This is a genomic window from Nocardioides marinus, from assembly GCF_013408145.1.
Taxonomy (GTDB): Bacteria; Actinomycetota; Actinomycetes; order Propionibacteriales; family Nocardioidaceae; genus Nocardioides; species Nocardioides marinus.
The window spans coordinates 1,433,252-1,452,980 of the sequence record NZ_JACBZI010000001.1; the positions used below are offsets into that span (position 1 = coordinate 1,433,252).

Annotated in this window: 18 protein-coding genes; 7 read left to right on the plus strand and 11 right to left on the minus strand. The window is 68.1% G+C overall.

Translation table 11 applies throughout. The features are described from left to right. Nucleotides 1–21 precede the first annotated feature (21 nt). The 5 genes from BKA05_RS06855 to BKA05_RS06875 are packed head-to-tail and all read right to left on the minus strand — an operon-like array spanning nt 22 to nt 5,525. Complete coding sequence (locus BKA05_RS06855) at nt 22–1,167, minus strand: branched-chain amino acid ABC transporter permease (RefSeq protein ID WP_179530766.1); 1,146 nt, start codon at nt 1,165–1,167, stop codon at nt 22–24. Further along, nucleotides 1,164–2,075 (minus strand): branched-chain amino acid ABC transporter permease, encoded by a 912-nt coding sequence (locus tag BKA05_RS06860; RefSeq protein WP_179530767.1) that lies wholly within the window; start codon nt 2,073–2,075, stop codon nt 1,164–1,166. Before BKA05_RS06860 ends, BKA05_RS06855 begins: the two co-directional genes overlap by 4 nt. Next, a complete protein-coding gene (locus BKA05_RS06865) occupies nt 2,072–3,952 on the minus strand; it encodes an AMP-dependent synthetase/ligase (protein WP_343045550.1) in 1,881 nt (626 codons plus the stop codon). The genes BKA05_RS06860 and BKA05_RS06865 overlap by 4 nt, the downstream gene beginning before the upstream one ends. Continuing rightward, nucleotides 3,949–4,731, minus strand: a complete 783-nt coding sequence (locus tag BKA05_RS06870) for an ABC transporter ATP-binding protein (protein ID WP_179530768.1) — start codon at nt 4,729–4,731, stop codon at nt 3,949–3,951. The genes BKA05_RS06865 and BKA05_RS06870 overlap by 4 nt, the downstream gene beginning before the upstream one ends. Next, nucleotides 4,728–5,525: an ABC transporter ATP-binding protein gene (locus BKA05_RS06875; RefSeq protein WP_218842348.1), complete on the minus strand. Its 798-nt coding sequence runs from the start codon at nt 5,523–5,525 to the stop codon at nt 4,728–4,730. The genes BKA05_RS06870 and BKA05_RS06875 overlap by 4 nt, the downstream gene beginning before the upstream one ends. Nucleotides 5,526–5,881: 356 nt before the next feature. Between BKA05_RS06875 and BKA05_RS20230 the strand changes: the two genes are divergently transcribed. Further along, a complete protein-coding gene (locus BKA05_RS20230; protein ID WP_179530770.1) occupies nt 5,882–7,207 on the plus strand; it encodes a helix-turn-helix domain-containing protein in 1,326 nt (441 codons plus the stop codon). Between the two features lie 29 nt (nt 7,208–7,236). On the opposite strand, the gene BKA05_RS06885 is transcribed toward BKA05_RS20230, so the two are convergent. Further along, nucleotides 7,237–7,845, minus strand: a complete 609-nt coding sequence (locus BKA05_RS06885; protein ID WP_179533033.1) for a TetR/AcrR family transcriptional regulator — start codon at nt 7,843–7,845, stop codon at nt 7,237–7,239. A 45-nt stretch (nt 7,846–7,890) separates the two neighbouring features. Here BKA05_RS06885 and BKA05_RS06890 point away from each other — a divergent pair, with 45 nt between their 5' ends. Beyond that, nucleotides 7,891–8,901: a class I SAM-dependent methyltransferase gene (locus BKA05_RS06890; RefSeq protein WP_218842351.1), complete on the plus strand. Its 1,011-nt coding sequence runs from the start codon at nt 7,891–7,893 to the stop codon at nt 8,899–8,901. Nucleotides 8,902–8,925: 24 nt separating this feature from the next. On the opposite strand, the gene BKA05_RS06895 is transcribed toward BKA05_RS06890, so the two are convergent. Next, complete coding sequence (locus BKA05_RS06895; RefSeq protein WP_179530771.1) at nt 8,926–9,870, minus strand: EamA family transporter; 945 nt, start codon at nt 9,868–9,870, stop codon at nt 8,926–8,928. Between the two features lie 80 nt (nt 9,871–9,950). Between BKA05_RS06895 and BKA05_RS06900 the strand changes: the two genes are divergently transcribed. Continuing rightward, nucleotides 9,951–10,844 carry a LysR family transcriptional regulator gene (locus BKA05_RS06900; RefSeq protein ID WP_179530772.1) on the plus strand — a complete coding sequence of 298 codons (894 nt, stop codon included), beginning with the start codon at nt 9,951–9,953 and terminating at the stop codon, nt 10,842–10,844. A gap of 188 nt (nt 10,845–11,032) precedes the next feature. On the opposite strand, the gene BKA05_RS06905 is transcribed toward BKA05_RS06900, so the two are convergent. Then, nucleotides 11,033–11,443, minus strand: a complete 411-nt coding sequence (locus BKA05_RS06905) for a tyrosine-type recombinase/integrase (RefSeq protein WP_179530773.1) — start codon at nt 11,441–11,443, stop codon at nt 11,033–11,035. Between BKA05_RS06905 and BKA05_RS06910 the strand changes: the two genes are divergently transcribed. Further along, nucleotides 11,442–12,721, plus strand: a protein-coding gene (locus BKA05_RS06910) for an IS3 family transposase (RefSeq protein WP_179530774.1) whose coding sequence is annotated in 2 segments (ribosomal slippage) — nt 11,442–11,715 and nt 11,715–12,721 — 1,281 coding nt in all. Because the reading frame shifts where the segments join, the coding sequence is not laid out codon by codon here. The two genes, BKA05_RS06905 and BKA05_RS06910, sit on opposite strands and share 2 nt — an antisense overlap. On the opposite strand, the gene BKA05_RS06915 is transcribed toward BKA05_RS06910, so the two are convergent. After that, complete coding sequence (locus BKA05_RS06915) at nt 12,685–13,179, minus strand: single-stranded DNA-binding protein (RefSeq protein ID WP_246289767.1); 495 nt, start codon at nt 13,177–13,179, stop codon at nt 12,685–12,687. The two genes, BKA05_RS06910 and BKA05_RS06915, sit on opposite strands and share 37 nt — an antisense overlap. Nucleotides 13,180–13,388: 209 nt before the next feature. After that, on the minus strand, nt 13,389–14,657 hold the full coding sequence (locus BKA05_RS06920; RefSeq protein WP_179530775.1) for a DNA (cytosine-5-)-methyltransferase: 1,269 nt from the start codon (nt 14,655–14,657) through the stop codon (nt 13,389–13,391). Between the two features lie 134 nt (nt 14,658–14,791). On the opposite strand from BKA05_RS06920, the gene BKA05_RS06925 reads away from it, so the two are divergent. Together BKA05_RS06925 and BKA05_RS06930 are read left to right on the plus strand one after the other, a co-directional pair. Next, nucleotides 14,792–16,183: an ATP-binding protein gene (locus BKA05_RS06925; protein WP_179530776.1), complete on the plus strand. Its 1,392-nt coding sequence runs from the start codon at nt 14,792–14,794 to the stop codon at nt 16,181–16,183. Further along, nucleotides 16,176–17,117 (plus strand): O-methyltransferase, encoded by a 942-nt coding sequence (locus BKA05_RS06930; RefSeq protein ID WP_179530777.1) that lies wholly within the window; start codon nt 16,176–16,178, stop codon nt 17,115–17,117. The genes BKA05_RS06925 and BKA05_RS06930 overlap by 8 nt, the downstream gene beginning before the upstream one ends. Before the next feature lie 25 nt (nt 17,118–17,142). Here BKA05_RS06930 and BKA05_RS06935 read toward each other — a convergent pair whose 3' ends face one another. Next, nucleotides 17,143–18,345 (minus strand): type IV secretory system conjugative DNA transfer family protein, encoded by a 1,203-nt coding sequence (locus tag BKA05_RS06935; RefSeq protein ID WP_343045551.1) that lies wholly within the window; start codon nt 18,343–18,345, stop codon nt 17,143–17,145. Between the two features lie 40 nt (nt 18,346–18,385). Here BKA05_RS06935 and BKA05_RS06940 point away from each other — a divergent pair, with 40 nt between their 5' ends. Further along, nucleotides 18,386–19,603 (plus strand): restriction endonuclease, encoded by a 1,218-nt coding sequence (locus BKA05_RS06940; RefSeq protein ID WP_246289768.1) that lies wholly within the window; start codon nt 18,386–18,388, stop codon nt 19,601–19,603. Nucleotides 19,604–19,729: the final 126 nt, after the last annotated feature.

Here is a 19,729-nt window from a genome sequence, read left to right on the forward strand (position 1 = left end):
TCCTTCGCAGTTTCTGACCGTTCAGTAGCTGAACGGCCAGCTCTTCCAGTAGGTGCGCACGCGCACCCAGATGCCGTACAGGCCCCGAGGTTCGAACAGGAGGAACACCACGATCAGCAGGCCGTAGAGGACCTGCTCGACCTGGAACACGTTGGGTGTCTCCGTCACCTGACGGCTGATCAGGGGGATGAAGTTGGGCAGCTCGCGGGTCAACGTCGGCAGCAGCGAGACGAAGAGGGCCCCGGCGATCGTGCCCCCGACGGTGCCGGCGCCGCCGATGAGGACCATGGCGATGAACTGCACCGAGAGCAGCAGGTTGAACGAGGCTGGGTCGAAGAACCCGGAGACCGTGTAGAGCAGGCCGCCCGCACACCCCGCGTAGAACGAGGAGATGCCGAAGGCCAGGGCCTTGGTGCGCGGCAGGTCGATCGACATCATCTCCGCGGCCATGTCCCGGTCGCGCACGGCCGAGAAGGCGCGCCCCACGCGGGACCGGGCCAGGTTGCGGGCCCCCAGGGCGAAGACCAGCATCAGCACGAACATCAGCAGGTAGAGCTGCTGCTCTCGGCTGAACATCTCGGTGCCCTGGGAGAAGTCGAAGCCGAACAGCTGCGGCGTGGCGGCCGAGCGGCCCACCCCGGCGCCGCCGGTCAGGTGGCTCCACTCGCGGAAGACGTGCTCGCCGATGAAGACCAGTCCGAGGGTGACGATGGCGAGGTACAGGCCGCGCAGCCGGGTCGCCAGGGGTGCGACGGCGACGCCGAAGGCCGCCGCGACGAGCCCCGAGGCCGGGAGCCAGACCCACATCTCCTCGATGCCGAAGCCGATCGTCCGGCCGTCGGGGTCACCGGAGATGGCTGCCGCGGTGTAGGCGCCGATGCCGAGGAAGAACGCGTGGCCCAGGGACACCTGTCCGGCCAGGCCGGTGACGATGTTGAGGCCCAGGGCGCCGATGGCGAAGACGAACGCGATGGCCAGGGTGCGCAGCAGTGCGTCCTCGAGCACGAACGGGCCGAGCAGCCCCAGGACGACGACCGCCGCCACGCCGACCTGCTTGGGTCGGGTGTTGAAGAGCGCGAGCTCTTGGGAGTAGGACCGGTAGAAGCCCGGTCGTCCGGAGACCTTGGTGCTGACCTTCGCGGTGCCGGGTCGGGTCGTGGTGGTCATACGCGCCTCACCTCTGGCGTGCCGAAGATGCCGTACGGGCGGACCAGGAGCACCGCGAGCATCAGGATGTAGGGGGAGACCAGGGCGACGTTGTCCCCGAGCCAGGGGGCGAGGTCGCGCTGGTAGCTGCCGACGAGCGCCTCGGCCACGCCGATCAGCAGCCCGCCGACCACCGCGCCCTCGAGGGAGTCCAGGCCCCCCAGGATGATCGCCGGGAGGGCGACCAGCGCGACGATCCACAGCTGCCGGTCGACGCCCGCCCCGGTCGCCAGCAGGGAGCCCGCGATGGCGGCGAGCGCGCCGGCGATGGCCCAGGACAGGGCGAAGACCCCGCCGACACTGACCCCCATGGTCATCGCGGCCTCCTGGTCGAAGGCGGCCGCGCGCATGGCCAGGCCGTACCGGCTGCGCTGGAAGAAGAGGTAGAGCGCGGTGACGACCAGGGTCACGGTGCCCATCATCACCAGGTGCCGGATCTGCACGTCCAGGCCGAGGATCGTCACGCGGTCCAGGCCCCACGGGAAGCCGATGGGACGCGCGCCCAGGCCGATGAAGCCGTTGACGACCACCCGCACGGCGATGTCGATGCCCAAGGTGATGATCGCGACGACGAAGACCGCCTTGCCCACCATGGGTCTGATCGCCAGGCGTTCGATCACCAGCGCCAAGATGGCGGTGATGATCGCGGCCACGGCCACGGAGAAGAAGAACGAGAAGCCGGTGAAGAGCACCACCCCCATCGCCGGCACGAGGTACGACGTCACGACCGCACCGGAGAGCATCAGCGCCGGCTGGGCGAAGCTGATGACGCTGGTGGCCTTGTAGATGATCACGAAGCCGAGGGCGAGCAGGGCGTAGACCGACCCGGTGCCCAGGCCACGGATCACCGCCTCCAGGAAGGTGCTCATCGAGCACCACCTCCGTACATCGACTCCACCATCTCCTCGAAGGTCTGGGTGACCGCTGAGCGCTTGAGCTTCTGGGTCGCGGTGAGCTCGCCGTCCTCGTGGTCGAGCTCCTTGGGCAGCAGCCGGAACTCCTTGATCTGCTCGACCGAGGCGAACCTGCTGTTGACGTCGTTGACCACCGAGCGGACCAGGTCGACGACCTCGGGCTTCTCGGTCAGGTCGCGGTAGGTGCTGAAGCCGAGCTTGCGGCGCTGGGCCCACTCACCGACGGTGTCGAGCTCGATGCCGACCAGGGCGGTGAGGTACTTGCGACCGTCGCCGATGACCAGCGCCTCCTTCACGTAGGGGGAGGTCTTCAGCTCGTTCTCGATCTGCGACGGCGAGATGTTCTTGCCGCCGGCGGTGATGATGATGTCCTTCATCCGGTCGGTGATCTTCAGGTGCGTGCCGTCCACCCACTCGCCGACGTCACCGGTGTGCAGCCAGCCGTCGTCGTCGAGCACGGCCGTGGTCGCCTCCGGCTTGCGCCAGTAGCCGGCGAAGACCCCCGGGTGGCGGGTGAGGATCTCGCCGGTGGTGTCGTCGACCCGCACCTCCACCCCGGGCTGGGCCTCGCCGACGGTGCCGAGCTTGACCCGACCGGGGCGGTTGGCCGTGGCGATGGCGGTGTTCTCGGTCATCCCGTAGACCTCGTGCATGGGCACGCCGAGCCCCATGAAGAACTTGAGGACCTCCGGCGCGATGGGCGCGGCACCCGACGCGGCGTACCGGACCCGGCGCATGCCGAGGCGCTCGCGCAGGGCGCGGTAGCAGAAGACCCAGCCGATCGCGTAGCGCAACCGGGTGCTGGTGGTGTGGACACCGCCGGTGCGCACCAGGTCGTCGCCGATGCGGGCGGCGACTCTGAGCCACAGCTGGGCGTTGGCCCGCTTGAGCCGGCTCGCCGCGGCGATGCGGATCTCCACGCCCGCCATCAGCTTCTCCCAGATGCGGGGGACGCCGAAGAGCACCGTGGGCTGCACCTCGCGGAGGTTCTGCGGGACGGTCTCGATCGACTCCGCGAAGTTCACTTGGGTGGCCGAGCTGGCGTTGAACCACGTCGTGAAGATGCGCTCGGCGACGTGGGAGAGCGGCAGGTAGGACAGCAGCAGGTCGTCGGGCCCCGGTGGTGGGTCGGTGAACGCGCCCTCCTCGGCGAGGACCTTGATCGCGAACTCGACGTTGCGGATCGTGAGCATCCCGCCCTTGGGCGGGCCGGTGGTCCCCGAGGTGTAGATGAGGGTGGCGAGGTCGTCCGGCTCGGCGGCGTCCGCGACCGCGTCGACGGCACCGTGGTGGGCGGCGCGGTGCTTCTCGCCGAGCTCGAGGAACTCCTCCCACGACATGAGCTTCTCGTGGGTGTAGCGACCCCGGATGCCGCGCGGCTCGACGTACACGATCCGCTCGAGGTGCGGGGCGCGGTCGATCACCTCGAGGGCCTTGTCGACCTGCTCCTGGTCCTCGGCGATGAGCACGCGGGCGCCGGAGTCCTCGAGGAGGTAGGCGACCTCGGCCGCGGGGTTGGTCGGGTAGATGCCGACCGACGCCGCCCGCACCGCCATCGCCCCCATGTCCGAGACCAGCCACTCGGGACGGTTCTCGGAGTGGATGGCGATGCGGTCGCCCGGCTCGACGCCGAGGGCGAGCAGCGCGTGCCCGGCGAGCTGGACGTGGTCCCAGTAGTGCGTCCAGGTCCACTCGCGCCAGATGCCGAGGTGCTTGTCGCGCAGGGCGACCGCGTCGGGCCGGGTGCGGGCGTGCTCGCGGATCCGGGTCACCGGGGTGGTCGTCCCGGTCCGGCCGGTGGGGGCGGGGCTGCGTTCGGCGGTGGTCGTCACGACGAGAGCTCCTGTCCGAGGTAGGCGCGGATGACGTCGGGGTGCCGCTGCACCTCGTCGGGCGTCCCGGTGGTGATCGGGGTGCCGAAGTCGACGACGAGGATGCGGTCGGCGAGGTCCATCACGAGGCCCATGTCGTGCTCGACCATGATGATCGGGACGTCGAGCTCGTCGCGGATGTCGAGGACGAAGCGGGCCATGTCCTCGGTCTCCTCGAGGTTCATGCCGGCCACCGGCTCGTCGAGCAGCAGCAGCTTGGGCTCCATGGCCAGGGCCCGGCCGAGCTCGACGCGTTTCTGCACGCCGTACGGCAGCAGGCCCACCGGCATCCCGCGCCACTGCTCGAGCTCGAGGAAGTCCACGATCTCCTCGCAGAAGCGGCGGTGCACGATCTCCTCGCGCTTGGCCCGGCCCCACCACGCGAACGCCGAGGGCCAGCCGTAGCCGATGTGCTGGTGCCGGCCGAGCATCAGGTTGTCGGTCACCGTGAGGTGCTCGAAGAGCGCGATGTTCTGGAAGGTCCGCGCCACCCCGCGACGGGCGATGTCGCTGGGCTTGCGACCCAGGACGTCCTGGCCCTGGAACCGCACGCGCCCCTCCTGCGGCTGGTAGACCCCGGAGATGACGTTGAACAGCGAGGTCTTGCCCGCGCCGTTGGGCCCGATGATGGCGAACAGCTCGCCCGGCTCCACGTGCAGGCTGACGCCGTTGACGGCCTTGACGCCCTTGAAGGACAGGTGCACGTCGTCCAGCTGGACGACGGGGCTGGCGGCACTCATGCCGACCACCTCTTCTTCCTGCGGTAGTGCTTGGTGTCGCGGAAGGACTTGCGTCCCGAGCCGTCCTCGCCCGGGTGCAGCCCGAGGTAGAACTCCCGGACGTCGTCGTCGGCGAGCAGCTCGGCCGCAGGCTTGTCGAGCACGACGCGACCGGTCTCCATCACGTAGCCGTGGTGGGCGATCGAGAGGGCCATCGAGGCGTTCTGCTCCACGAGGAGCACGCCGGTGCCGTTGCCGTTGATCTCCACGATCACGTCGCGGATCGCCTCCACCATGAGGGGCGCGAGCCCGAGGGAGGGCTCGTCCAGCAGGAGGAACCGGGGGTTGGACATCATCGCCCGCCCCATCGCCAGCATCTGCTGCTCGCCGCCGGAGAGGTAACCGGCGGTGAGTGCGCGGCGGTCGTGGAGGACGGGGAAGAGGGAGTAGACGCGATCGAGGTTCTCGGCCATCGTCGCCCGTGCGGTGTGGGCGCCGACCTTGAGGTTGTCCTCGATGCTGAGCTCGACGAAGACCCGGCGGCCCTCCAGGACCTGGCGGACCCCCTTGCGGACGACGGCCTCCGGCGCGGTGCGCCGCAGGTCCTCGCCGTCGAGGCTGACCGAACCCTTGGTGATCTCGCCCTCGTGCACGTCGAGGAGGCCGGTGAGGGCCCTGAGCAGGGAGGTCTTGCCCGCGCCGTTGGCGCCGAGCAGGGCGACGATGCGTCCGTCGGGTACGTCGAGGCTGACCCCTCGCAGGGCCAGGACGACGTCGTCGTAGACGACCTCGAGGTTGCGTGCGCTGAGCACCATGCGCTCCTGTCGTCGGGGGACGCACGGCTGTGCGACCCGGTGTGGGGCCCGGGTGGGCGCGGCAGGGGTGAGGGTGGCCGTGGGCGTCGGGTCGCCGTCAGGGGTGGAGGCGATGTGACGTGCGCCTCATCGTGCCCGGGGTCCGGTCCGACGTCTTTGTGCCACTGCCCAAAGTTCGCTGGGCCCGGTCACGACCGGGTCGGACCCGGTCGCGCCGACCGGGAGCGGCTCGGCGAGGTGCTCAGGGAGGTGCTCGGCGACGCGCCGGTGGACAGTGACTGGTGTGACGGGCGTCACCGAGGGAGACTCGCGGGACGGACACGCACGACGGGCGAGCGCGAACGGATGGACGCAGAGTGACGGAGACCAGCACACCGAGCACCCGGACCAGCATCCCGACGAGCGCGCGGGCGGGCCTCGTGGAGGCCTCGGTCGCGGTGCCGACCACCCGTCGCGGGACCGGCACCGCCGAGGGCGTGGACCTGCTGGCCGACTGGGTGCGTGGACGGGTCGACGAGCTGGCCGAGTGCGCCACGTCGTCGATCTGGGAGCAGGTCGACGTCTACTCCACGCTCGAGGACCGCAGCCTGCGCTCGGAGGTGCAGTCGCACTGCCGCCAGGTGTTCGGGGCGTTCCTCAGCAGCGTCGAGGACCGGCGCGACCCGGAGCGGGGAGACTTCCCCTGGACCGGTCGCCACGCCATGCGGCGGGTCGACCTCGGTGTAGCCCTGCCCGACTTCATGAAGGCCTTCCGCATCGGGCAGATCGAGCTGTGGGACGGCATCCTCGACGGCGTCGCCCACCACCCGGAGACCAAGGACGCCGCGCTCACGATCGTGGGCCAGGTGATGCGCACGATCGAGGTGGGCAGCACGGCGGCGGCCGAGGCCTACCTCGAGGCCCAGCAGTTCCAGCTCGCCGACTCCGCGCGTCTGGCCCGCGACCTGCTCGACGACCTCCTGGAGGGGCGGCCGCCGGCGGTGCAGCCGCGCGTGCAGATGCTCGCCGACGTCGGCATCACCGAGGCCGGCCCGCTGGTGGTCGTGGCAGGCTCCTTCGCCGTCAACGGGGACGCGGACTCCGGGCGCTCCAGCCAGTCGATGTTGCGCTCGGCGCTGAACAACCCCGGGCGCGGGCTGGTGGTCGTGCGCCACGACGAGGTCGTCGCCGTGATGCCGGTCGAGCCGACGGGGGAGGAGCGGCTGCTCGCGCGCATCCGTGCGGGCATCGCGTCCCTGGCGGGACGGGGCGTCTTCCCCAGCGTGGGGGTGAGCTCGGTGCGCGAGGGCTTCCTCGACGTCCCGGAGGCCTACGAGGAGGCGCGCCTGGCGCGGCGTTCCCTGCGTGGGCGGACGGGCGTGCAGTCCCTGTCGAGCATGTCCACCCTGGACTACCTCGTCCAGACCCACGACCGGACCGCTCGGCGCCTGGTCAGGCCCGAGGTGCGGGCGTTCGTCCAGGAGGACCTCGCCGCCGGCGGGACGTTCGTGGAGACGCTGCGGCAGTACGTCGCCTGCGACCTCAACGCGAAGCTGGCCGCCATGGCGCTGCACGTGCACGCCAACACCGTCTACTACCGCCTGGAGCGGATCGCCGAGCGCACCGGCTGCGACGTGCGTCGGGTGGAGGAGCTCATCGACCTGCTCCTCGCCGTCAGCCTGGTCACCGGCTCCTCGGACTGATCCTGGCGTGGTCCCGCGGGCCGCGGACGTCAGGTGCGGGTGGAGGCTGTCGTGAGCGCCGGGCCGAGCCAGCGTCGTACGTAGGCGCGGACGTCGTCGGGGGAGCGGGGGGTGCTGGCCGGGTACTGCATGAGCGAGCCGATCAGGCGCAGCATCAGCTCCGCGAGGCCGTCCAGGTCCTCGTCGGTGACGTCGACGGAGGCCCAGTCCACGGCCAGGCTCCTGAGGAACTGCGCAGCCAGCGCAACGCCGGCGGGGGAGGTGACGCCGCGACCGAACAGGTCGTCCTCGGCATGGAGCAGCAGGCCGATGCGGGGCTCTCGCGGCAGCTCCTCCACGCAGAACACGATCGCCTCGACGACCGCGTCGAGAGGGGTCCGGCATGTCGCGACGTGCTGGCCCATCCGCTCCACGAAGGCGTTCGTCCCTGACGCGGCGACCGCGTTGAGCAGGTCGCCCAGGCTCGGGAAGTAGCGGTAGACGGTCTGTCGCGTCACACCCACCTCGGCCGCCACGTCGGACAGCGTGGTCTTGGCGACCCCGCTCCGCTCCAGGCACCGGTGCGTCGCCTCGAGGATGCGCACCCGCGCGAGCTCCTCCGTGGCGGGCGGGTCACCGCCCCAGCCGTGGTGGCCCATGCTCACCCCATTCACACAATCAACCAACTGCTGTATGAATGTAACATGCTGGACACCTACAGACTCAGGACCGCCGCGACCGGACTCAAGCGCCTGGCCACGTTGCCGCCGGAGGACAAGCAGGCCGGGATCGACGCGTACCGGTTCTTCCAGGCGATGCAGGCCGGTGAGCCCACCGAGACCGCCGACGAGACCAGGGCGGTCGCGGCCTACTACAAGGTGCTCAACAACATGCTCTCGGTCTTCGACCTGGAGAAGCTGTACATCCCGCCGATGCTGGACGAGACCAAGGGCCTGTACGACAACCAGATCCTGACCGAGAAGGCCGTGCTGGCCGAGCTGGCGCTCGAGGACCCCGCCGCCTCGCACCTGCTGGACATGGGCTGCGGTCGCGGGCGCATCGCCCACCACTTCGCGACCCTGACCGGCGGAGAGGTCTCGGGGTACAACATCGACCCGAACCAGGTCGAGAACGCGGTGGCCTGGGCCGAGCGCTGCGGCATGGGCGATCGCCTGCACTTCACGGTCGGTGACCACCACGACCCGCTCGACTACCCGTCGGAGACCTTCGACGGGTGCTTCTCCTTCCAGGCGGTCTGGCCGTTCTTCAAGAAGGAGGAGCTCGACCTGCACGCCCGCGAGATGTACCGGGTCCTGAAGCCGGGGGCGCGGTACGCGTGCTCGGAGTACCTGCTGACCCCGTTCTTCGACTGGGACGACGAGGAGCACGTCGCCCTGCACCGGTTGTTCCTGCCCACCCTGGCCGCCACGCAGTCGATGTACCCGGCCGACGTCTGTGCCGCCCTCGAGCGCGCCGGCTTCCGCATCCTGGTCTCAGCGCCCTCCAAGAGCGAGGCGTGGCCGCTGTGCGAGCAGAAGCGCGACCTGATCCTGTGGGGCCGCCGCCTGGTGCGGGCCCTGGAGAAGGTGCGGGTGGCGCCGCCGTGGATCGAGGAGTCCCTCGACCTGCTGCAGCGAGGTGGTCAGGCCTGGACCGAGGCCGAGCGGGCCAAGCTCGCCGACCTCAACTGGCGCATCGTCGCCGAGAAACGGTGACGACGCGCCGTGGCTGGTGGGGCGTCAGGCTATGCGTTCCTTCCTGGTGCGGGGTCGTCCAGTGAGCTGTCCTGCTGCGAGAGCCGCCAGGGCGAGACCGAAGCCGACCAACTGGATCGGGTTCAGGGTCTCACCTGCGACGAGGACCCCGAGGGCGGCGGCGACGAGCGGTGAGAGCAGGCCGAGCAGCGCGGTCGCGGTCACTGGCAGGTTGCGTATCCCGGTGAACCACAGTGTGTAGGCGACGAGGCCGCCGATGACGCCGAGCCAGAGGTATCCCGCGACGCCTGGAGCGTCGAGACGACCTGGCACCCCGTCGATGAGCAGCGCTGGCGCGAGCAGCACGAGACCTCCGGCGGTGAGCTGCCATCCGGCGTAGCCGACGGCGCTGACATCCGTGGGTCGGCCCCACCGCTTGGTGAGGACGACCCCGGTGCCCATGGCGGCGGCACCGCTGATGCCCGCGATGACGCCGATCGGATCGAGTACGGCGCCGGGGCCGAGCACGACCATGCCCACGCCGAGCAAGCCGACGACGCCCCAGGCCAGACGCCAGCGCGAGAGTCGTTCGGACAGCACGATCACGGCAAGGAACGCCACCAGGATCGGTTGCGTGGCGCCCAGTGTCGCGGCCACCCCGCCGGGCAGGCGCTCGGCCGCGACGAACAACAGCGGGAAGAACAGCCCGATGTTCAAGGTGCCCAGCACCGCGGCCTTCCACCACCAGGCTCCCCGCGGCAGACGGCGCGCGATGAGCAGTCCGAGCACACCTGCCGGCAGGGCGCGCACGAGTGCGGCGAACAGGGGATGGTCCGGTGGTAGCAGGTGGGTGGTGACGATGTAGGTCGTTCCCCACACGGCGGGGGCGACGGCGGCCGCCAGGGTCATTCCTGCGCGGCCCGGTGGTGAAGCCGACCGGGCCGGCTGCGGGGTGGCCGCCGCGTGGGGCTGCGTGGGCGTCGTCGTCATGCCCTCACTGTCGGGGCCGGTGCATCAATGAGTCCAACACATAGTTACGATTGCACCGATCGTGGTGCACGATTGATGACATGGAGCTCCAGCAACTGCGCTACGTCCTGGCCGTCGCCGAGACGCGCAACTTCACCCGTGCCGCCGAGCAGTGCTTCGTCGTCCAATCGGCGCTCAGCCATCAGGTCAAGGCGCTCGAGCAGGAGCTCGGTACCGCCTTGTTCGCCCGCACCAGTCGTCGGGTGGAGCTCACTGCAGCCGGGGCCGCTTTCCTCCCGGCCGCGCGCACGAGTCTGGAGGCTGCCGACCGTGCTGCCGCAGACGCTGCGGCCACGATCGGACAGGTGCGTGGCACGCTGACCATGGGACTCATCCCGACCGTGACGGCCGTCGACGTCCCGGGCGCCCTGGGCGCGTTCCACCGCGCCTACCCGGCTGTCCGGATCTCGGTGCGCAGCGGCAGCAGTGACGAGCTCATGACGGCAATCCATCGCGGGGAGGTCGACGTCGCCGTCCTCGGCCTGCCGGAGAGCACACGGCCAGCCGGCGTCGAGTCTCGTGAGGTGGCGCGCGAGCGTCTCGTCGCCGTCCTCGCCGGCGGCCATCGGCTCGCGCGGAGACGGCGGCTGCACCTCACGGACCTGGCGAAGGAGACCTTCGCCGACTTTCCCGCGGGAACCCCCGGCCGCGCTCAGAGCGACCTCGCCTTCGACGCTGCCGGAATCCTGCGCGACGTGACGTTCGAGGCCACGTCGACGGACCTGATCATCGCCCTGGTCCAGCAGGGCCTCGCGGTCGCCCTGCTGCCAGCGGCGTTCGTCCCGTCCGACCCCCGCGTCGTCACGGTCACGGTGGCCGATGGGCCGACGCGGGTCGAGTACCTCGCGTGGAGCAGCTTCAACCCCAGCCCCGCGACGACCGCCTTCCTCGACCGGCTGCTGACGTCAGGCGCCGCGGGGCCACGGGAGGCGTGAGGCCGCCGCACACCGCACCGCAGGTGCCGATCTGCGACCACATCCATGCCGGACGTGGTCGCCCCCTGGCATGGAAAACGGCCCCCGATCCTCCGCGTGGCGCAGGTCCAGGGGCCGTTCCCGTGGTTCTAGGACATCAGATGTCGTAGTAGTGAAGACCTCAGCGCGCTGACCTGCCAGAACGCCTTCTACTCGGGCTCATGGGGTGCACTCGGTACGCTCAGCATCTCGTCGATGGCGGCCTTGGTGCGCTCCGTAGAGGACGGCATCAGATGTGTGTACGTCCTGAGCGTGAAACCCGGATCCGCGTGGCCGAGGTACTCACTCAGGGCCAGGATCGACTCTCCCGCATCGAGGAGCGTACTCGCGTAGAAGTGGCGCAGGGCGTGACAGCCGTTCTCGCGCTTCGGCTCGACACCGGCTGCGACGAGCGCTGGACGCCAGATCTTTGGGTTGAAGTAGTTGCGGTTGAGAGCGCCGGACTCCCGCGAGAAGAGGATCAGATCGACGGACCGCGGCGCCCCATCGCTTCTGTCCCAGGGATGAAGCGCCCCAGGTTTGATGCCGCTCCTGTTTGAGTCCAGGAGGATGAGCAGCATGCCGAAGAAGATCGATCCCGCGGTGAAGGCCAGGTGCGTGCGGCAGGTGCTGGAGCATCTGCCGGAGTACCCGTCGCTGACCGCGGCTGCTGAGGCCGTCGCCCGCCGCGAGGGGCTGGGCAAGGAGACGGTTCGCCGCTGGGCTGCGCAGGCCCAGATCGACGGCGGGCAGCGTCAGGGGGCCACGTCGGAGGAACTGGCTGAGATCAAGGAACTGAAGGCGAAGGTCCGTCGGCTCGAGGAGGACAACGAGATCCTGCGTCGGGCCTCGATTTTCTTCGCGGGGGAACTCGACCCCCGCAATCGTTGATCGTCGCGTTCGTCGACGAGCTACGAGCCGAAGGCCACGCGGTCGAGTCGATCTGTCGGGTCCTGCGCGAGCAGGGCTGCCAGGTCGCCGCGAGGTCGTATCGGGAGTGGGCGCGCGTCAACCGCACGCCCGCTCCCAGGGTCGTCAGCGACGCAGGCGTCATCAACGCCGTTCGTGACATCGTGTGGCAGGTCGACCACCAAGGCGTCCGCAGGATGACCCCCGAAGGGCTCTACGGGCGCCGGAAGATGATCACCTCAGTGCGCCGCCACGGCCTCGATGCGTCGCCGGGAGCGGTGGATCGGGCGATGCGATCGCTAAGCCTGCAAGGGGTTCGACGCTCCAAGGGCATACGGACCACCATCCCGGGCAAGGACGGCAACCGCGCTGGCGATCTGCTCGACCGCGACTTCACCGCGGTGGCGCCGAACCGGACCTGGGTCATGGACTTCACCTATGTCAGGACGTGGGCCGGGTTCGTCTACGTCGCCTTCATCCTCGACGTCTTCGCTCAGCGGATCGTGGCGTGGAACATCGACTCCACCAAGGCCGTGGAGCTCGTCGACATCCCGCTGCGAATGGCGCTGTGGCAGCGCGGCCGCGAGGGCCACCCGATCGTGCCCGGCGAGCTGATCGGCCACGCGGACGCCGGCTCTCAATACACCGCGATCGCGTTCACCGAGCACCTCGCCGACGAAGGGATCCGGCCCTCGATCGGCACTGTTGCCGATGCCTACGACAACGCCCTGATGGAATGCATCATCGGCCTCTACAAGACCGAGTGCATCCGCACCACGATCTTCCACCAGGGTCCCTACCGGACCATCGGCGACGTCGAGTACGCCACCGCCGGCTGGGTTGATTGGTACAACAACAGACGCCTGCACTCGACCCTTGGGATGATGACTCCCGTGGAGTTCGAGCAGGCCCATTACGCGACTCTCAACAGAGAGCCGCAACCCGTATAGGACCGGCAGAGAACCTGGGGCGCTTCACTCACGACAGCGCCTGACCAGAGTCCGACGGCGGGCAGCTGTGGAACCGAGCTGAGCGAGCGTTCCGCGGCGTGCCGACCACGCTGCACGCTGTAGTCGGTCTTGTTGACGTTGTGGCCGATCTTGCGGGCGACGAACTCTTCTTTGATGACGCTGCGCTCGCGGCCGTCGACCTCGTACTCGTGGACGTAGCCGGTCGCCACGAACGAGTCGCCCTTGCGGAATCGTGCGTAGGTTTCGCGGGCCGTGCTCTCGAAGGCGACCATGTCGTGGAAGGTCGGGTCGAGCTTCGTGAAGCTCCCGTCGACCTCCTTGCGCCACTGCTCGATGCCGACGCGCATGCGGCAGCACTCGTCGCCGGCCTTGGTGAAGTGGAGTTCCGGTGGTGAGGCGATGAAGCCGACGAGGCTCATCTGTGTGGGGATGGACATCCTGACTCCTGGGTTCGGGCGGTGGCCCGATGGCACCGCTTCAGGAGATAGGTGTGAGAGGACTCCCAGCCTCCGCTGCGCACCAGCACTGCGGATTAGCGGCCGCGGCGACGCGAGTTGTGGCCGTGCAGTGAGCGGAACCTGCGATCGGCATCGTCGCCGGGTGCATGCTCGTCGTCCGAGTCAAGCGTCAAGATTCGAGCCTGGCTTCAGCTTGACGCCTCGGCCGCGAGGAACGCTTGAGCCTCGGTGCGGCCGTACCGCAGCCATTCTGGGTCGCCGAGGGGGAGCGTCTCTGCCGGGCGTGCCGGCACAGGGATACCGAGAGCGGCGAGCAATGCGCGGGCCGCAGCGGCGGCAAGAGGAGGAGGGACACTGTTGCCCACCTGGCGGTGCCCGTGCCAGTTCGTTGCGTGGAAACGGAACCAGTCCGGATAGCCATGCAGGCGTGCTGCCTCTCGCACGGTGATGACGCGGGCCTTCTCGGGGTGGATTGGGCGCGGCGACGTATGTGATCCGCGATCCGAGCCAGTCCCGGCGCGAAGTGTCCGCGCCTGGCCGTCGGGGTCAAGACGAAACAGCCTGCTGATCTTCTCGACTCCACCCTGCGGGGTACGGGTGAATCGCTGAACGCTCTTGCTGGTGTGGACGGTGCGGAGCGAGTTGGTCAGGATCGTGTCGCTGTGAGCCCGCATCCAGCTTCGATCCTGGGGGTCCGTCTCAAGCCCGATGAGGCGCCTCGCGTACAACGAGCGTGCGGCGTACATGCGTCGGAGATCATCCTCGGCCAACTCGACCTCGTCCGACTTCAGGAGCCGTCCGTAGCGAGCGATGCTGGGCAGACCCTCGAGTGCCTCGCGGACCGTCACGCGGGTGCTCAGTGGCTCGCCGAGCTGGGGTACCTCGCTCACGCGCGAGCCCATGACTAGCACTCTCCGGCGGGTCTGTGGCACGCCGTAGTCGGCGGCGTTGACCGGTGCACCGAACCCACTTACCTCGAACTGGCCGTCGATGGTCAGCCGCCGAATCGCCTCCTTCCGGAGGGACTCGAAGCGCGGCTCAAGCAGCCCGGCCACATTCTCAAGACAGAAGACCTTCGGTTGCAGCTCGACGACGAGGTCGACGAACCGCAGGAGCTGGTTGTTGCGCTCATCGGTCTCGTCACGGACCCCGCCCACAGAGAACCCTTGGCAGGGCGGCCCCCCGACCAACGCATCGATCTCGTGGGTCTCCACGGCGGCCCGGATCTCGTCGGCGGTCTCCTGCAGGGAGGCCGCTCCGAGGTCGCGCGCGATCACAGGCGTCGATGGGAAGTTGAAGCGGTGCGTCAGCGCATGGATCGGATCGAACTCGGCCGCGGCGGCAAGGTTGAAGCCGGCCTGTTCGAGGCCGAGTGATAGACCACCGGCACCTGAGTAGAGGTCGACGGCTACAGGACGGACGTCAGACGTCCCGTCCGAGCTGCTAACAGACCTCACTCCTCGTTCCCGCCTGCCGGTGACCTGGAGGTAAGCCTAGGGCAGGGTTCCGACAGAAGCGGGTAGAACCCCCTCTTTACCGAGTCAACCAGCGGTGGGGCGCTGCAGCGACTACCTTACGTTGGACTTCAGACATGAAAGGGCGTGGCATGGCGGATGAGCCCAAGGTCGTAAATGCCGACCCGACGAAGACGTTCTTCATCTCCATGCTCGTGCGCGACATCAGTCTCGTTCCTGCCATCGTCGACCTCGTCGACAACTCCGTGGACGGCGCTCGGCGCCTGCGACCTCGGCCGGCGCCGACTGAGGCCTCTGAGACTGCGTCAGACTCACCTCGGTTCGAGGGGCTCTGGATCAACGTCCGCACGACGGAGGCGGGCTTCGAGATCAGCGACAACTGTGGTGGCATTCCGTGGGAGATCGCGCGGGACTACGCCTTCCGGTTCGGTCGCCCTGACGATGCTCCCGCGTCCCCCAATTCGATCGGTCAGTTCGGTATCGGCATGAAACGAGCCCTGTTCAAGCTGGGCAGCGCGTTCAGCGTCGACTCGAGCACGACTGGCGAGAGCTTCCTGCTGAAGGTCAACGTCAACGAGTGGGCGAAGACGAAGAAGTGGGTCTTTCCGGACGTGACCTACGAGGCGAAGGAGACCTCGCTCGACGCCTGCGGCACTGTCATCAAGGTGAAGCCGCTGCACCCATCGGTCTCGGACACCTTCACCGAGACGCGCTTCCGCAACAACTTGACACTCGAGCTGGCGCGGGCCCACCAGGCCACGATCAACGACGGGCTGGCCATCACGCTCAACAACGTGCCGATCAATGTCAATGTCCAGACGCTCCTCAGCACAGATCAGCTGAAGCCCGCGCGGATCTCGGAAACGCTGGACGCGGACACCGACCGGCCCGTGCATGTCGAGATCGTGGCTGGGATCGACGTATCGTCGCCAGCCGACGCAGGCTGGTACATCTACTGCAACGGCCGTCTCATCCTCGGCCCTGATCGCTCCGAGGTCACCGGCTGGGGCGAGGGTAAAGGCAAGACGCTCCCGCAGTACCACAACCAGTTCGCCCGTTTTAAGGGTTACGTCTTCTTCGAGAGCGCCGACGTTGAGAAGCTTCCGTGGACGACCACCAAGGAAGGCATCGACCAGGATCACCGGGTCTTTCGGGCAGTGCGTCCGCGCATGCTCGAAGTTGCGCGTCCGATCATCGACTTCCTCAACGCCCTGGACAGCGAGAAGGACCGGCCGCCGCGCGACGTGATCTCGCTCGAGACTGTGGTTGCCTCGGCCGAGAAGAGTGGAGCGGTCCCGATCACGAGTGTCGGCAGCTCGGACAAGTTCGTCTCGCCGCCCCGAACGCCCGCACCGAAGAAACCGCAGACGCAGTCGATCCAGTTCTCGCGACCCATCGCGCAGATCAACGCAGTGAAGAAGAAGCTGAAGGTCAGCTCCGCCCGAGAGGTGGGCGAGAAGACGTTCGACTACTACTTCCGACGCGAGTGTGACGACAGCGATGAGTAGTGCCAGCTACGACGCCATCGACTACAACCTGCGCCCGGCCAAGGCGATCGAGCGGAAGATGCTGGCCGAGCTCTTTCGTCGGCTTGACCGAGCGGCGGCGCTGAAGCACTACCGCTACGTCGGATTCGGCTCCCCCTACTTCGCGGACTTCGTGCTGTTCCACCGCGCGCTCGACATCCAGTCCATGGTGTCTATCGAGCGCGAGGTGGACGACCGGCCGCGTTTCGAGTTCAACCGGCCGTTCGGTGCCGTGGAGCTGATGTTCGGTGAGTCGGCTGAGGTTCTTCCACAGCTTGACTGGGAGCAGCGGAGCATCGTGTGGCTCGACTATGACGACCCGCTTGATACCGCCATGCTCAACGACATCGCTCTGTGCGTGGATCGACTTCCGTCCGGCAGCGTGCTCATCGTGTCGGCGCGAGCTCAACTCGACGCTGATCCCGAGACGCGGTTTGCGGAGTTCAAGGAGAACCTCGAGGCCTTCGTGCCTCCGGAGCTGACCGTGGACGACCTCGGCGGGTGGGACATTGCTCGCCACTACCGCCAGATCATCGACGAGCGCATCAACGGCGCCATCCGCGATAGGAACATTGGTCGATCGGACAGCGTGCAAGTGGCGTACAGCCAGTTGGTCAACTTCGAGTACGCAGATGGCGTCAAGATGATGACGGTCGGCGGCGTCATCCTGAACCAGTCGGACGCGAGCCACTTCCGAAGCTGCAACTTCGAAGAGTTTGAGTTCTTCAAGCCTGACGCTTATGCCTATCGGATCAAGCTTCCGCGGCTTACCCCTAAGGAGGTCCGTCACCTCGACGCGCTTCTGCCGTCTGGCACTCCGCCAGATGCAACGGACGTTGGCATTCCGCTCACGCAATCGAACAAGTACGCGGCGGTGTACCGATACTTCCCGAAGTATGTCGACGTGGAGGGTTAGGGCATTCAGAGGTGATCTTCTCGCGTTAGCGGTCGGTCCACGGACGAAGATCTGTGACCATTGGGGGCGCGCTCCGGAACAGGGTCAGCCCCACGCCGAACGGCAAGGTCCGGATCCGCTCTGGAGGCATCACGGACACACGCCGGATCGACCGCTGGAGCGACCTCGCGCCGTAGTCGCTGATCGTGACAGTGTCGGAGCGCTCGTCGCGCTCGCCGATGAGTACGGAGAGTTCTTGCAAGTCCTTGGACGCCGATGCGCCGCCGAGGATGACCTTGACGATCGACGCGTCCCAGATGGTGCTGGCCGCGTGGTCACCCCACTTGCTGCGTGCCTGCGAGAGCGACTGGAGGACGGGCATCGTGGTGATCCCGGTGCCACCTCCTTCGGCCATCAGCACCGGGAGCGATGGAAGTGGTGCGAGGTTGCCGATCTCGTCGAGCGCCAGCAGCACCGGGGGATCCAGTCGGGATCCCGACGACTCGGCTGCTCGATGGCGAGCGGCCTCGGTCAGGTCCTCGACGAACGCCGCGACCAGTGGCCACGAGGCGCCCGCACCTGCGCCGGTGGCGAGCAGGTAGAGCGTGCCGTTCTGCTCGAGGAAGGAGGTCGGATCGAAGGCCTCGTCCGTGCTTGGGCTGACCGCGTCGAGGACGGCAGGGTCGGCGAGTGAGGCGAGTGCCTGACTGACCGCCATCCAGATTGAGTCACGGGTTCGGGGATCGGAGTTGATCATCCCGTCGAGCGCGTCGGCCCAGCCGGCTGCGGCTTGCGGCCGGCTGGCGAGGATGCCCACTGCATCTGTCGCGGCTGACGGCGAGAGGGACCACTCGAACAGGGCGCGGGTTGGCAGTCGCTCGATCGCGGCGGCGTGGAGCAGCGACTGGAGTGCTGACCTGGCCTTGCCCTCCCAGAACCCGCCCGATTCGACACCGCCGGACGAGAGTCCAGTGGTGGAGGCGAGACCCGCCGCGCGGATCATGGCTGTGAGCGGGCCCTCGCATCCACGGATGGGCGACCAGCGGACCGCATTGCGGTCGACGTCCTGCAACCCGACGGTCAGGTGCTGGGGATCGAACACCGCGACGGGGCCACGCTCACGGCGGGCCTCGATGGTGGCGACGATGTTGTCCGGTCTCGTGGAGGTCGTGACGACAGCGCCGGGGGAGTCGAGGATGGCGTTGATGACGAGGTGCAGGCCCTTGCCCGACCGCGGCGGGCCGATCACGAGAATGGAGTCCTCAACGCTCCTGAACTACCACTGGCTCATGAGCCCTGGTGATCTCGGCCGTCCCATGGTGATGCTCGAAGCGGGCATCAATTCGCCGGCCGAAGTCATCGGACCGGACGGAGGCCGGCGAGCGCTCATCGCCATCCGATCGAGTCCGTGGAAGGCGGGTCACGAGACCAACCCTTGGCACGACGAGTTCGACCTCGACCATGGACACGTCCGGTACTTCGGCGACCACAAGCCTGGGACCGTCGGACTTCCTGGGGCCACCAAGGGCAACCGGCTCCTCCTGGAGGCCGCTCGCCTCCATGCAGGAACGAGCCGGGACGAACGCCTCCTCGCCCCGCCGCTGCTGCTTTTCCGGAGTGTCACGGTTCATCGTGAAGGACGGGCGATCGTTAAGGGCCACGTCGAGTTCTGCGGCGCGGCGATCATCGAACGCCTCGAGCACGTCGTTCAGCGGGATCCGGAGACTGGACGGAGCTTCCCCAACCTCGCCCTCGACCTCGCTGTCGTCTCAGGTGGAGAAGTCGACGGCATCGACCTGCGATGGATCGACGACAGACGGGATCCGCAGCTGACAGCCGAGCAAGCGCTCCGTGATGCTCCCGAGTCGTGGGCTCGCTGGGTGAAGCAAGGGCGTGTCGCGGTCCCGGGCGTCAGACGCCGAGTGCTGGCCAGCGCTGTCCGGTCCAGCAAGGATCAGCAGCCGATTCCTGGCAGCCCCGAGGCGGCCGTGCTTCGTCAGGTTTACGACTTCTACGACGGGCGGAAGCACGCTTTCGAGCTCCTGGCGTCGCGTGTCGCCGCCGAGGTACTGCGTGAATCGGGAGCTCGATACAAGGAAGGGTGGCTATCGCGGTCCTCCGGAGATGGAGGCGTGGACTTCATCGGCAGGATCGACATGGGGTCGCTCGCCGCGAGCACACCGGTGGTCGTCCTCGGTCAGGCGAAGTGCATCACGCCCACCTCGTCGATCTCACCGGAGCAGGTCGCTCGGGTCGTGGCTCGACTTCGGCGCGGCTGGATCGGCGTGTACGTCACCACGGGCTCCTTCTCGCGCCAGGCACAGGTCGAGATCATCGACGATCAGTACCCGGTCGTCCTGATCTCGGGCGGCACGTTGGCGACGGCGGTGCGGCAGATGGCGCAGGCCAACTACGGCGGCGACCTGGATGCGCTTCTGGAGTCGACCCTCGACGGCTACGGAACGGCCGTGACTCATCGACGGCCGGAAGAGGTCCTGTCGATGTAGTGCCGTGGACCTCAGGTGGCATCGACGTCTTCCGTCGCCACGAAGTCGACCCGCACGACCGGAGGCGCTACAGCACTCGAGCTCCGCACGAGGCGCAACAGTAGGAGCTCGAGACGGCTGGCCGGC

Excerpts from the sequence above, each read along its gene's own strand:
- BKA05_RS06855 (WP_179530766.1), bottom strand. The coding sequence starts at position 1,167 with ATGACCACCACGACCCGACCCGGCACCGCGAAGGTCAGCACCAAGGTC.
- BKA05_RS06860 (WP_179530767.1), bottom strand. The coding sequence starts at position 2,075 with ATGAGCACCTTCCTGGAGGCGGTGATCCGTGGCCTGGGCACCGGGTCG.
- BKA05_RS06870 (WP_179530768.1), bottom strand. The coding sequence starts at position 4,731 with ATGAGTGCCGCCAGCCCCGTCGTCCAGCTGGACGACGTGCACCTGTCC.
- BKA05_RS06875 (WP_218842348.1), bottom strand. The coding sequence starts at position 5,525 with ATGGTGCTCAGCGCACGCAACCTCGAGGTCGTCTACGACGACGTCGTC.
- BKA05_RS06885 (WP_179533033.1), bottom strand. The coding sequence starts at position 7,845 with ATGGGCCACCACGGCTGGGGCGGTGACCCGCCCGCCACGGAGGAGCTC.
- BKA05_RS06890 (WP_218842351.1), top strand. The coding sequence starts at position 7,891 with ATGCTGGACACCTACAGACTCAGGACCGCCGCGACCGGACTCAAGCGC.
- BKA05_RS06895 (WP_179530771.1), bottom strand. The coding sequence starts at position 9,870 with ATGACGACGACGCCCACGCAGCCCCACGCGGCGGCCACCCCGCAGCCG.
- BKA05_RS06900 (WP_179530772.1), top strand. The coding sequence starts at position 9,951 with ATGGAGCTCCAGCAACTGCGCTACGTCCTGGCCGTCGCCGAGACGCGC.
- BKA05_RS06905 (WP_179530773.1), bottom strand. The coding sequence starts at position 11,443 with ATGCTGCTCATCCTCCTGGACTCAAACAGGAGCGGCATCAAACCTGGG.
- BKA05_RS06915 (WP_246289767.1), bottom strand. The coding sequence starts at position 13,179 with ATGTCCATCCCCACACAGATGAGCCTCGTCGGCTTCATCGCCTCACCA.
- BKA05_RS06925 (WP_179530776.1), top strand. The coding sequence starts at position 14,792 with ATGAAAGGGCGTGGCATGGCGGATGAGCCCAAGGTCGTAAATGCCGAC.
- BKA05_RS06930 (WP_179530777.1), top strand. The coding sequence starts at position 16,176 with ATGAGTAGTGCCAGCTACGACGCCATCGACTACAACCTGCGCCCGGCC.
- BKA05_RS06940 (WP_246289768.1), top strand. The coding sequence starts at position 18,386 with ATGAGCCCTGGTGATCTCGGCCGTCCCATGGTGATGCTCGAAGCGGGC.